8 protein-coding genes and 1 pseudogene are annotated in these 12,550 nt (G+C 63.3%); 7 read left to right on the plus strand and 2 right to left on the minus strand.

The features are described 5' to 3' along the window. Window positions 1-90: 90 nt before the first annotated feature. The 7 genes and pseudogenes from panD to NUH87_RS14120 all read left to right on the plus strand — a co-directional run bounded on the left by panD (window position 91) and on the right by NUH87_RS14120 (window position 9,773). Window positions 91-471 (plus strand): aspartate 1-decarboxylase, encoded by a 381-nt coding sequence (panD, locus tag NUH87_RS14090; protein ID WP_040064140.1) that lies wholly within the window; start codon window positions 91-93, stop codon window positions 469-471. Window positions 472-717: 246 nt separating this feature from the next. Continuing rightward, on the plus strand, window positions 718-2,382 hold the full coding sequence (gene pgi / locus NUH87_RS14095; protein WP_338526463.1) for a glucose-6-phosphate isomerase: 1,665 nt from the start codon (window positions 718-720) through the stop codon (window positions 2,380-2,382). 140 nt (window positions 2,383-2,522) lie between these two features. Beyond that, window positions 2,523-4,460: an acetate--CoA ligase gene (gene acs / locus NUH87_RS14100; protein WP_338526464.1), complete on the plus strand. Its 1,938-nt coding sequence runs from the start codon at window positions 2,523-2,525 to the stop codon at window positions 4,458-4,460. Between the two features lie 46 nt (window positions 4,461-4,506). After that, the gene (locus NUH87_RS14105) at window positions 4,507-5,379 is read left to right on the plus strand and encodes an oxygenase MpaB family protein (protein WP_040064137.1); all 873 of its coding nucleotides are present in this window, start codon (window positions 4,507-4,509) and stop codon (window positions 5,377-5,379) included. Between the two features lie 45 nt (window positions 5,380-5,424). Next, window positions 5,425-6,440: pseudogene (locus tag NUH87_RS14110) on the plus strand (class I SAM-dependent rRNA methyltransferase). A 109-nt stretch (window positions 6,441-6,549) separates the two neighbouring features. After that, window positions 6,550-9,477, plus strand: coding sequence for a DUF748 domain-containing protein (locus NUH87_RS14115; protein ID WP_338526466.1), 2,928 nt, complete (start codon window positions 6,550-6,552; stop codon window positions 9,475-9,477). A gap of 2 nt (window positions 9,478-9,479) precedes the next feature. Beyond that, on the plus strand, window positions 9,480-9,773 hold the full coding sequence (locus NUH87_RS14120; RefSeq protein ID WP_338526815.1) for a DUF2845 domain-containing protein: 294 nt from the start codon (window positions 9,480-9,482) through the stop codon (window positions 9,771-9,773). Window positions 9,774-9,843: 70 nt separating this feature from the next. On the opposite strand, the gene pnp is transcribed toward NUH87_RS14120, so the two are convergent. Then, window positions 9,844-11,949, minus strand: a complete 2,106-nt coding sequence (gene pnp / locus NUH87_RS14125; protein ID WP_040064129.1) for a polyribonucleotide nucleotidyltransferase — start codon at window positions 11,947-11,949, stop codon at window positions 9,844-9,846. Window positions 11,950-12,164: 215 nt separating this feature from the next. Beyond that, window positions 12,165-12,434 carry a 30S ribosomal protein S15 gene (gene rpsO / locus NUH87_RS14130; RefSeq protein WP_002555121.1) on the minus strand — a complete coding sequence of 90 codons (270 nt, stop codon included), beginning with the start codon at window positions 12,432-12,434 and terminating at the stop codon, window positions 12,165-12,167. Window positions 12,435-12,550: the final 116 nt, after the last annotated feature.

Genomic DNA, 12,550 nt, shown 5'->3' on the forward strand with positions numbered 1-12,550 from the left:
GCCCCACGGGTTCGGGCAAACTGCCGCCGCCCGGCGCCACGCACCGCAAATGCGTGGCGCCGCACGAGGATCCGACCAAGGAAACAGCCCATGCACGCCATCATGCTCAAAGCCAAATTGCATCGCGCCGAAGTCACCCACGCGGTGCTCGATTACGAAGGTTCCTGCGCCATCGACGGCGAGTGGCTGGACCTGGCCGGCATCCGTGAATACGAACAGATCCAGATCTACAACGTCGACAATGGCGAGCGCTTCACCACCTACGCCATTCGCGGCGAGGAAGGTTCGCGGATCATCTCCGTGAACGGTGCCGCGGCCCACAAGGCCGGCGTCGGCGACCGGGTGATCATCTGCGCCTACGCCCATTACAGCGAGGCCGAGCTGGTCGACTTCAAACCCCGCATGCTCTACATGGCCCCGGGCAACGAGTTGAGCCACACCAGCCACTCGATTCCGGTGCAGGTCGCCTGATCGCCGCCCGGCCGCGTACGCAAAAACGCCTTTCAGCCCTGAGAGTGCGAAAAAGTACCGAGTAAAGGTCAGACAAAGCCAAGACAGATGCAGGCGCGAGCGTTACTGTAATCGCCCCTGCATCATTCAACCGTGCTGACGCAGGTTGCCGGACACTGCCACCGATTAAAGGGACGTTCCGGCGTTTCTGGTGTCCAACAAGCCAAATGTCCAAAAGGCAGCTCTCGTAAAAGGAAACCCGCAGCGATGGCGTACTACCGCACTCCTCACGACGTGACCGCTCTGCCCGCCTGGCAGGCGCTGAACCAACACCGCGACAACATGCACAATTTCAGCATGCGCGAAGCTTTCAATGCCGATCCGCAGCGCTTCAATCAGTTCACCCTCAGCAGCTGCGGGTTGTTCCTCGACTACTCCAAGAACCTGATCACCCAGGAAACCCGCAACCTGCTGGTGGGCCTGGCCAACGAAGTCGACCTGCAAGGCGCGATCAAGGCGCTGTTCGCCGGTGAGCTGGTCAACGCCTCCGAAGGTCGTCCGGCGCTGCACACCGCCCTGCGCCGCCCGGTAGGCGACAAGCTGTCGGTCAAAGGCGTCAACGTGATGCCCGACGTGCACAAAGTGCTGAACCAGATGACCGAGCTGGTCGGAAAAATCCACGACGGCCTGTGGCGCGGCTACAGCGAGAAGCCGATCACCGACGTGGTGAACATCGGTATCGGTGGTTCGTTCCTGGGTCCGGAACTGGTTTCCGAGGCGTTGCTGTCCTACGCCCAGAAAGGCGTGCGCTGCCATTACCTGGCGAATATCGATGGCAGTGAGTTCCACGAGCTGTCGGCCAAGATCCGCGCCGAGACCACCCTGTTCATCGTCTCGTCGAAAACCTTCACCACCCTTGAAACCCTGAAGAATGCCCGTGCCGCACGTGACTGGTACCTGGCCCAGGGCGGTTCCGAAGCGGAGTTGTACAAGCACTTCATCGCGGTATCGAGCAACAACGCCGCCGCCGTGGCCTTCGGCATCCGTGAAGAGAACATCTTCCCGATGTGGGACTGGGTCGGCGGGCGCTACTCGCTGTGGTCGGCCATCGGCCTGCCGATCGCCCTGGCCATCGGCATGTCGAACTTCAAGGAACTGCTGTCCGGTGCCTACACCATGGACCAGCATTTCCAGACCGCGCCGTTCGAACAGAACATGCCGGTGCTGCTGGCCCTGCTGGGGGTCTGGTACGGTAACTTCTGGGGCGCGCAGAGCCATGCGATCCTGCCGTACGACCACTACCTGCGCAACATCACCAAGCACCTGCAACAGCTGGACATGGAATCCAACGGCAAGAGCGTGCGCCAGGACGGCACGCCAGTGTCCACCGATACCGGTCCGGTGATCTGGGGCGGCGTCGGTTGCAACGGCCAGCACGCGTACCACCAGTTGCTGCACCAGGGCACCCAGTTGATCCCGGCCGACTTCATCGTGCCGATCGTCAGCTTCAACCCGGTGGCCGACCACCACCAGTGGCTGTACGCCAACTGCCTGTCGCAAAGCCAGGCACTGATGCTCGGCAAGACCCGCGCCGAAGCGGAAGCCGAGCTGCGTGAAAAGGGCATGAGCGAAGCCGAGGTGCAGAAACTGGCAGCGCACAAGGTGATCCCGGGCAACCGTCCGAGCAACACCCTGGTGGTCGAGCGCATCAGCCCTCGCCGTCTCGGTGCCCTGGTAGCGATGTACGAACACAAGGTCTTCGTGCAGAGCGTGATCTGGGGCATCAACGCCTTCGACCAATGGGGCGTGGAGCTGGGCAAGGAACTGGGCAAGGGCGTCTACAACCGCCTGACCGGCAGCGAGGAAAGCGCGGCGGAAGACGCTTCGACCCAAGGGTTGATCAACTACTTCCGTGGTCGCCATCGCGGCTGATCACAGTATCCCGGGCGGGCGCATCCGCCCGGGATATCACCGACACCTGTAGGAGCCATGTTCGCCCTTTTACCCTCTTGAACCCCGCCTCAACAGGGTGCAACCTTGAGACTTGTCGCAGACAAGAACAAGGAACCGCCATGTTCGATCTTCGCACCTATCCCAAGGCCGACGCCGTGCGCCAGGCCGCGCAGTTGAGCCAGGACGACTATCGGCGCCTCTACCGCCAGTCCATCGATCAACCCGACACTTTCTGGGCCGAACAGGCCAAACGCTTTCTCGACTGGTCCAGCCCCTGGGACAAGGTCCAGCAATGGGACCTGCACAGCGGCGAGGCCCGCTGGTTCGCCGGCGCACAACTGAATGTCAGCTACAACTGCATCGACCGTCATCTCGCCACCCGGGGCGACCAGATCGCCCTGATCTGGGAAGGCGACAATCCCCACGAATCGGCGCAGATCACCTACCGCAAACTGCACCACAACGTCTGCCGACTGGCCAACGTGCTCAAGGGCCGCGGCGTGAAGAAAGGCGACCGGGTCTGCATCTACATGCCGATGATTCCCGAAGCCGCCTACGCCATGCTCGCCTGTGCCCGCCTCGGCGCCATTCACTCGGTGGTCTTCGGCGGCTTCTCCCCCGACGCCCTGCGCGACCGCATCCTCGATGCCGACTGCCGCACAGTGATCACCGCCGATGAGGGCGTACGCGGCGGCAAATACATCCCCCTCAAGCAGAATGTCGACCAGGCGCTGCTCAGTTGCCCGAATGTCAGCACAGTGCTCGTGGTGGAACGCGCCCAGGCCGAGGTGAACTGGGTCGCGGGACGCGACCTCTGGTACCACGAAGCCCTGCACGGCATCAGCGACCACTGCCCGCCGGAACCGATGGACGCCGAAGACCCGCTGTTCATCCTCTACACCTCCGGCAGCACCGGCAAACCCAAGGGCGTGCTGCACAGCACCGGCGGTTACCTGCTGCAGGTCGCCATGACCTTCCAGTACGTGTTCGACTACCGCCCCGGCGAAGTCTTCTGGTGCACCGCCGATGTCGGCTGGGTCACCGGCCACAGCTATATCGTCTACGGTCCCCTGGCCAACGGCGCGACCAGCCTGATCTATGAAGGCGTACCGAGCTATCCGGACGCCTCGCGTTTCTGGCAGGTCATCGACAAACACCAGGTGAATATCTTCTACACCGCGCCCACCGCCCTGCGGGCCCTGATGCGCGAAGGCCACGCGCCCCTGGAAAACACCTCGCGGGCCAGCCTGCGCCTGCTCGGCAGCGTCGGCGAGCCGATCAACCCGGAAGCCTGGGAATGGTATTTCAATGCCGTCGGCGAGCAGCGCTGCCCCATCGTCGACACCTGGTGGCAGACCGAGACCGGCGGCATCATGCTCACCCCGCTGGTCGCCAACAGCCGCATCAAGCCCGGTTGCGCCACCCAGCCGATGTTCGGCGTGCTGCCGGTCCTGCTGGATGAGCAGGGACGGGAAATCAGCGGTGCCGGCAGCGGCGTGTTCGCCCTGAAAAGCAGCTGGCCGGGGCAGATCCGCAGCGTCTATGGCGACCCGCAGCGCATGCTCGAGACCTATTTCAAGCCCTATCCGGGCTACTACTTCACCGGCGACGGCGCCCGCCGCGACGAGGATGGCGACTACTGGATCACCGGCCGTATCGACGACGTGATCAACGTCTCCGGCCACCGCATCGGCACCGCCGAGGTGGAAAGCGCCCTGGTGCTGCATGAAAGCGTGGCCGAAGCCGCCGTGGTCGGCTATCCCCACGACCTCAAGGGCCAGGGCCTGTATGCCTTCGTCACCCCGATGAAAGGCGTCGAGCCGGACGACACCCTCAAGAAGGCCCTGCTGGCCCTGGTGGGCAAGGAGATCGGCAGTTTTGCCAAGCCGGACCTGATCCAATGGGCCCCGGCCTTGCCGAAAACCCGTTCGGGCAAGATCATGCGGCGTATCCTGCGCAAGATTGCCAGCAACGAGCTGGACAACCTGGGCGATACCTCGACCCTGGCCGACCCGGGGGTGGTCGACGGCCTGATCGAACAACGCCTGAATCCCTGAACCCCGGGTGGCGAACAACATTCGCCGCCCCAACCACCGAGCCAGCATGGAATTCCTTCGTCGCCGCATCGAAACCCAGATCATGAGTCTGACCGGCCTGTCCCTGGGCATGCTCGACCTGGAAAAACCCAAGGGCGACCCCGGCCTCTTCGGCCCGGACTCGGTGTGCTGGCGGGTGCATGGCGACTTCAGCAGCATGCTCATCGGCGGCACCAGCGCCCTGATGCTGCAAGCCCTGCACCCGCTGGCCCTGGCCGGGGTCTGGGACCATTCCAACTTCCGCCAGGACATGCTCGGACGCTTGCGCCGCACCAGCCAGTTCATTGCCGGGACCACCTTCGGCTCACGCAAGGACGCCGAGTGGCTGATCGACAGGGTACGCACCATCCACTTGAAGGTGGTCGGCACCGCACCGGATGGCCGGCCCTACGCCGCCAGCGACCCGGAACTGTTGACCTGGGTACATGTGGCCGAAGTCAGCAGCTTTCTCAAAGCCCATCTGCGCTACCGTAATCCAGACCTGTCGGCGGCGGACCAGGACCGCTACTACGATGAGATCGCCCTGATCGCCGAACGCCTGGGCGCGCGGGACGTGCCGCGCTCGCGCCAGGCCATCGCCGACTACCTGCAACGGATGCGCCCACAGTTGCTCTGCGACGACCGCAGCCTCGAAGTCGTGCGCCTGCTGCTGGCCGCCCCCGCGCCGAGCCGCCTGGCCCAGCCATTCGGCAGCCTGATCATGCAGGCCGGTATCGACCTGCTGCCGGACTGGGCCGCCGAGATGCTCGGGCAGTCGCAAAGCCCGCTGCAACGCCAGGCCATCCGGGCCGGCGTCAAACGCAGCGCACCGTTGTTGCGCTGGGCCATGCGCAACGGCGCCGCCCAACGCGCCAAACGCCGCATGGGCCTGACCCCCTGAAGGCTGGTAAACTCCCGCGCCAAATCCGATTCCAAGGCGCCGTGCATGTCTTCCTTGAACCAGGCGCTGCGCGCCGCCCTCGATCATCGCCAGGACCTGCTCGCCGAGCTGCACAGCCAGGGCACCGACTGCTATCGCCTGTTCCATGGCAGCCAGGAAGGCGCCGGCGGCCTGACCGTCGACCGCTACGGTCCACAACTGATGGTGCAGACCTTCCACCAGACCCTGGAACGTGAAGAACTGCTGGCGCTGCACGCGACGATCAACCGACACCTGGACCTGGACACCCTGCTGGTCTACAACGACCGCTCCCGGGGCAACTCGCGCATCGATCGCGAAGACCCGGTCTATCGCGCCGACGCCGCCGCCCTCGCCGACCTGGTGGGCCACGAATGGGGCCTGAACTATCGCGTCCGTGGCCGTCACCCCGGCCAGGACCCGCTGCTGTTTCTCGACCTGCGCAACGCTCGCGGCTGGGTCCGGCAGCACAGCGCCGGCAAGAGCGTGCTGAACCTCTTCGCCTACACCTGCGGCGTCGGCCTCAGTGCCGCGGCCGGGGGGCCCGGGAGGTCTGCAACCTGGACTTCGCCGAAGGCAACCTGGCGGTAGGCCGGGAAAACGGCCGGCTCAACCCGCAACTGCCGGAGATGGAGTTCATCCAGTCCGACTACTTCCCCGCCATTCGCCAGCTCGCCGGCCTGCCCATCAGCCAGCGGCGCGGACAGAAGCTGCCCAGCTACCCGCGCCTGGACCAACGCCAGTACGACCTGGTGCTGCTCGACCCGCCCGCCTGGGCCAAGAGCGCCTTCGGTACCGTCGACCTGCTGCGTGACTACCAGAGCCTGCTCAAGCCGGCCCTGCTGACGACCGCCGACAACGGCGTGCTGATCTGCTGCAACAACCTGGCGAAAGTCAGCATGGAGGACTGGCGCGAACAGGTCCTGCGCTGTGCGGAAAAAGCCGGGCGTCCGGTACGCGAATGGCAGGTGCTGAGTCCCGCCGCCGACTTCCCTTCCCGCGACCTGCAACCACCACTTAAGACCCTGGTTCTGCAACTCTAGGAATGCCTCGCAAACAGCCATTATTGCGGCGCAACAAGAGCCTTGCTTTGGAACCGCAAACGCATGCCATACTCCAAGGCACCTCCGACTGAGAAAGACGACGATTCACATGTCCAAAGGATTGAAACGCGCCCTCGGCGCCTTGCTGACCGTCCTCGCGCTGTACGCCGTGCTGGGGTTCCTGATCCTCCCCGGCGTCGGCCTGCGTATCGCCAACCAGCAACTGGCGAACTACGCCACGGTGCCCGCCAGCCTCCAGCGCCTGGAGTTCAACCCGTTCAGTCTCGAACTGACGCTGTGGGGCCTGAATATCGGCCAGCCGGGCAAGGAACAGGTCGCCTTCGAACGCCTCTATGTCAACCTGCAGATCGACAGCCTCTGGACCCACGCCCTGCACCTGGCCGACATCCAGCTGGACAAACCCAACACCGAGGTGACGTTCAGCAAGGACGGCACCCTGAACCTCACCCAGCTGTTCAAGCTGCCGCCCAGCCAGCCGACCCCGGCCGCCCCCGACAGCAAGCCGTTTCCAGTACGCATCGACCAGATCACACTGGCGGGCGGGCGCCTGCATTTCCAGGACCTGCGCCCCAGCGAACCGATCGAGTTCACCTACACCCCGATGGACCTGGCGCTGAAGAACCTCAGCACCCTGCCTGACGACAACGCCGACATGACCCTGGCGGCCATCGGCGCCGACGGTGGACGGATCGACTGGAAAGGTCATCTCAGCCTGGTGCCCGTCACCTCCGCAGGTTCGCTCAAGGTCACCGACAACCGGATGAAAGCCTGGTGGCCCTATGTGCGCGATGCCCTGCCGCTGGAACTGGAAGACGGCGTCGTCAACCTCAGCAGCGACTACACGTTCAGTCTCGCCAAAGGCACCGAGTTGCAGCTGAGCAACGCCGCCGTCAGCGTCGCCCCCTTCGCCATGAAGGCCCCGGACGGTCGCCCGCTGGTGCGTCTGGAACGCCTGGACGTCAGCGAAACCAGCCTCGACCTGGCCAAGCAGCAGGTGGTCGTCGGCAAAATCCGCAGCAACAAACTGGAAACCTGGGCCGCCCGCGAGCAGGACGGGCAACTCGACTGGCAGAAACTCTTCGCCTCGCAACCGGCCAAACCAGCGGCCAAGGAAGCCCCGGCCGCCTCCGACACCGCCAAGGCCGAACCGGCGGCGCCGAGCAAGCCCTGGCAGGTCCTGCTCAAGGACGTGCAACTGCGCGACTACCGCGTGCACCTGGCCGACCGCGTACCGAAAACCGCGGTGGCCCTGGAGCTCGGCCCGCTGAACCTGGACCTGGAGAATTTCGACAGCCTCAACCAGTCGCCCTTCTCCCTCAAGCTCGACACCGGGCTGGGCAAGCAGGGCAAGATCCTGGCCAGCGGCGACGTCAACCTGAGCCCGATCAGCGCCAGGCTCAAGGTCAATACCCAGGACATCGACCTGCGGGTGGCCCAGGCCTATGTCGAGCCGTTCATGCGCCTGGAAGTACGCAGCGGCATGCTCGGCAGCGACCTCGCGGTCAATCTGAAAAGCACCGACCCGCTGGCCTTCAGCGTGACCGGCAAGGCCCAGGTCGAGCAGCTGCACACCCTCGACACCCTCAAGAGCCGCGACTTCGTGAAGTGGCAGAAACTGACGGTCGACGGGCTGAATTATCAGCACGGCGACAGCCTGTCGATCGACAAGGTCAACCTGCTGCAACCCTATGCGCGCTTCATGATCAACGATGACCGCACCACCAACATCGATGACCTGCTGATCCCGCAACCGCCCGCGAGCAAGTCCGATGAAAAAGCCACGGCGCAACCCGCGGCCTCGAACAGCAAGCCACTGGGTATCCACGTCGGCGGCATTGCCATCAATGACGGCTCGGCCAACTTTGCCGACTTCAGCCTGACGCCCCACTTCGCCACGGCGATCCAACAGCTCAACGGCCAGATCGGCACTATCGACAACCGCCAGCCAAAACCTGCCGGCGTCGATATCAAGGGTAAGGTCGACCGCTATGCGCCGGTGACCATCAAGGGCGCCCTGACGCCCTTCGACCCGATGACCAGCCTGGATATCGCCACCAGCTTCAAGCGGGTCGAGCTGACCACCCTGACCCCCTATTCCGGCAAGTTCGCCGGCTTCCGCATCCGCAAGGGCCGGCTCAATCTCGACCTGCACTACCTGATCACCAAGGGCCAGCTGAAAGCCGAAAACAAAGTGCTGGTCGAACAGCTGCAACTGGGTGAGAAGGTCGACAGCCCGGATGCCGTGGACCTGCCGATCAAGCTGGCGGTTGCCCTGCTCAAGGACTCCGACGGCAACATCTCCATCGAACTGCCGGTCAGCGGCGACCTCAACAACCCGCAGTTCAGCGTGATGCCGATTGTCTGGCAGACCCTGCGCAACCTGATCGTGCGGGCCGCCACCGCGCCCTTCAAGTTCATTGGCGGGCTGATCTCCGGCGGCGACGCCCAGGACCTCAGCAACGTGTCCTTTGCCCCCGGCTCCAGCGAACTGAGCGGTGGTGCCCAAGCGTCCCTGACCAAGCTCGCGGCCGCCCTGAAGGAGCGCCCCAACCTGCGCCTGGAGATCGAAGGCACCGCGGCCCAGGGCAGCGACGGCGCGTTGATCGCCCAGCAGCGCCTGGATCGCGAGTATCAGGACACCTACTACAAGATGCTCCAGCGCCGTGGCGACAAGGTCCCGGCCCAGGCCTCGATGATCCAGGTGCCGGACGGTGAAAAAGCACCGATGCTCGAAGGCATCTATCGCACCCTGCTCAAGCAGCAGCCGCCTGCCGAATGGGCCAAGCTGGGCCGCGACGAGCGTACCGCCAAGCTGCAGGCAGGGGTGATCACCGCCTGGAGCGGCAATGAGCTGCTGCTGCGCAAGCTCGGCCAGGACCGCGCCAGCAGCATCAAGGACTTCCTGGTGGACAAGGGCCAGTTGGCCGACGACCGCGTGTACTTTATCGACGCCAACCTCGGCGAGGCGCAGAAAGATGGCAGCGTCGTGACGCCGTTGCACCTGGATAGCGAGTGAACATGTTCAAGCCGGTGATGTTCGGCCTGGCGCTGGCGTTGAGCGCCGGCCAGGTCCAGGCCGACAGCTTGCGTTGCGGCAGCCAGTTGATCAGTGTCGGGGACAGGAAGTCGGAGGTGCTCGACAAGTGCGGGACACCTCGCTCCCAGGACGTGGTGGGCTATCAACGCAGCTTCGACCGGCGGGTCGAGGTGCCGATCGAAGAGTGGGTCTATCCCCAGAGCGGCGGCATGGTCCAGTACCTGCGCTTCGTCGGCGGACGCCTGGAGCGCATCGACAGCAAGCGCGGCCACTGAGCCGCAGAACAACGCCCATAAAAAAAGCACCCCGGAGGGTGCTTTTTTTCAGCTTGAAGTCGAAGCGCGATTAAACGCCCGACGCCTTGGCTGCTGCAACGTCCTTGATGGACAGCTTGATACGGCCGCGGTTGTCCACGTCCAGTACCAGCACTTCCACTTCCTGGCCTTCTTTCAGGATGTCGGTCACTTTCTCAACGCGAGCGTCGCTCAGCATGGAGATGTGCACCAGACCGTCCTTACCCGGCAGGATGTTGACGAACGCACCGAAGTCGACGATGCGCTCGACCTTGCCGACGTAGATCTTGCCGATCTCGGCTTCCGCGGTGATGCTCAGGACGCGCTGGCGAGCCGCCTCAGCCGCTTCCTTGGTTTCGCCGAAGATCTTGATCGAACCGTCGTCTTCGATATCGATCGAAGCCTTGGTTTCCTCGCAGATCGCACGGATGGTCGCGCCGCCTTTACCGATGACGTCACGGATCTTGTCGGTGTCGATCTTCATCGAGATCATGGTCGGAGCGTTGGCGGACAGCTCGCTGCGGGACTGACCGATGATCTGGTTCATCTGACCGAGGATGTTCAGGCGCGCTTCCAGGGCCTGGCCCAGGGCGATTTCCATGATCTCTTCGGTGATGCCCTTGATCTTGATGTCCATCTGCAGCGCGGTGACGCCCTTGGCGGTACCGGCTACCTTGAAGTCCATGTCGCCGAGGTGGTCTTCGTCACCCAGGATGTCGGTCAGGACGGCGAACTTCTCGCCCTCTTTCACCAGACCCATGGCGATACCGGCCACCGGCGCCTTCATCGGCACACCGGCGTCCATCAGGGCCAGGGAAGCACCGCAGACCGAAGCCATGGAGCTGGAACCGTTGGATTCGGTGATTTCCGAGACCACACGGATGGTGTATGGGAAATCGCTGTCGCTTGGCAGCATGGCCTGGACCGAACGACGGGCCAGACGACCGTGACCGATTTCACGACGACCCGCGCCGCCCATGCGACCACACTCGCCCACCGAGAACGGAGGGAAGTTGTAGTGCAGCATGAAGGGGTCTTTTTTCTCGCCTTCCAGGGTGTCCAGCAGCTGTGCGTCACGGGCAGTACCCAGTGTGGCGACGACCAGGGCCTGGGTTTCGCCACGGGTGAACAGGGCCGAACCGTGGGTCTTTGGCAGAACACCGACTTCGATGTTCAAAGGACGTACGGTGCGGGTGTCACGACCATCGATACGCGGCTTGCCGTTGACGATGTTTTCGCGAACGGTGCGGTATTCGATTTCGCCGAACGCAGCTTTCACGTCAGCGGCGGAAGGCTGGCCTTCTTCGCCCGACAGCTTGGCGACCACCTGGTCTTTCAGCTCGCCCAGGCGAGCGTAACGGTCGGCCTTGACGGTGATGGTGTAGGCCTGGGAGATCGCCTCGCCGAACTCGGCACGGATAGCACCCAGCAGTTCGGTGGCTTCGGCTTGTGGAGCCCAGGTCCAGGTTGGCTTGGCGGCTTCGGCAGCCAGTTCCTTGACGGCCTGGATCACGGCCTGGAATTCGTCGTGGGCGAACAGTACGGCACCCAGCATCTGGTCTTCGGTCAGCTCCTTGGCTTCCGATTCAACCATCAGTACCGCTTCCGAGGTACCGGCAACGACCATGTCCAGGCTCGAGGCTTTCAGTTGCTCGTAAGTCGGGTTCAGCAGGTAGCCGGTGCTTTCGTGGAAGGCTACGCGAGCGGCGCCGATCGGGCCGTCGAAAGGAATACCGGAGATGGCCAGGGCCGCCGAGGTACCGATCATCGCAGCGATGTCCGGATCGGTCTTCTTGCTGGTGGAGACGACGGTGCAGACAACCTGCACTTCGTTCATGAAGCCTTCCGGGAACAGCGGACGGATCGGACGGTCGATCAGTCGGGAAGTCAGGGTTTCTTTCTCGGAAGGACGGCCTTCGCGCTTGAAGAAACCGCCAGGGATCTTACCGGCAGCGTAAGTTTTTTCCTGGTAGTGAACCGACAGAGGGAAGAAGCCCTTGCCTGGATCGGCTTGCTTGGCACCCACTACGGTCACCAATACGCTGACGTCGTCGTCAACGGTGACCAATACGGCGCCGGAGGCCTGGCGGGCGATACGGCCCGTCTCGAGGGTAACGGTCGACTGACCGAACTGGAATTTTTTGATAACCGGGTTCACGGTGTCCTACCTTCTTTTGTGGCTCTTGGGGAACTTGTCTTCTTGCGAAATTCTTGGGCAACGCCGGGAATCGGCCCGACTGTGATTGTCCAGGTGCTGCTGTCACTCAGGCAAAACAGGTGTCCAGATAAAACTAGAGGCTGGGAGCTTGCCAGGCGCCTGCGGGAAACCCGCTGACGCCTGGCAAACAACCAACCTCATAGCGCAATCGCTGATTAGCGACGCAGACCCAGGCGACCGATCAGAGCGCTGTAACGGCTCACGTCCTTGCCTTTCAGGTAGTCCAGCAGCTTGCGACGCTGGTTAACCATGCGGATCAGACCACGACGGGAGTGGTGATCTTTACCGTTGGCCTTGAAGTGACCTTGCAGTTTGTTGATGTTGGCGGTCAGCAGTGCAACTTGCACTTCTGGCGAACCAGTATCACCAACGGCTTGCTGGTAGTCGGTAACGATTTGAGCTTTTTCTTCAACGCTGAGAGCCATGAGGCAATCCTTTTATCAGGAAACTGTTTCAGAGAAACGGTTTCAACAGGCCAGGGACAAATCCCTGTATCTATAAATGAGCAGTGACCGTGCCTGTTGACAGCCACCCTCGCCAG

Origin of the sequence: Pseudomonas batumici (assembly GCF_036585405.1) — a bacterium.
GTDB lineage: Bacteria > Pseudomonadota > Gammaproteobacteria > Pseudomonadales > Pseudomonadaceae > Aquipseudomonas > Aquipseudomonas batumici.

Excerpts from the sequence above, each read along its gene's own strand:
- panD (WP_040064140.1), top strand. The coding sequence starts at position 91 with ATGCACGCCATCATGCTCAAAGCCAAATTGCATCGCGCCGAAGTCACC.
- pgi (WP_338526463.1), top strand. The coding sequence starts at position 718 with ATGGCGTACTACCGCACTCCTCACGACGTGACCGCTCTGCCCGCCTGG.
- acs (WP_338526464.1), top strand. The coding sequence starts at position 2,523 with ATGTTCGATCTTCGCACCTATCCCAAGGCCGACGCCGTGCGCCAGGCC.
- NUH87_RS14105 (WP_040064137.1), top strand. The coding sequence starts at position 4,507 with ATGGAATTCCTTCGTCGCCGCATCGAAACCCAGATCATGAGTCTGACC.
- NUH87_RS14115 (WP_338526466.1), top strand. The coding sequence starts at position 6,550 with ATGTCCAAAGGATTGAAACGCGCCCTCGGCGCCTTGCTGACCGTCCTC.
- NUH87_RS14120 (WP_338526815.1), top strand. The coding sequence starts at position 9,480 with ATGTTCAAGCCGGTGATGTTCGGCCTGGCGCTGGCGTTGAGCGCCGGC.
- rpsO (WP_002555121.1), bottom strand. The coding sequence starts at position 12,434 with ATGGCTCTCAGCGTTGAAGAAAAAGCTCAAATCGTTACCGACTACCAG.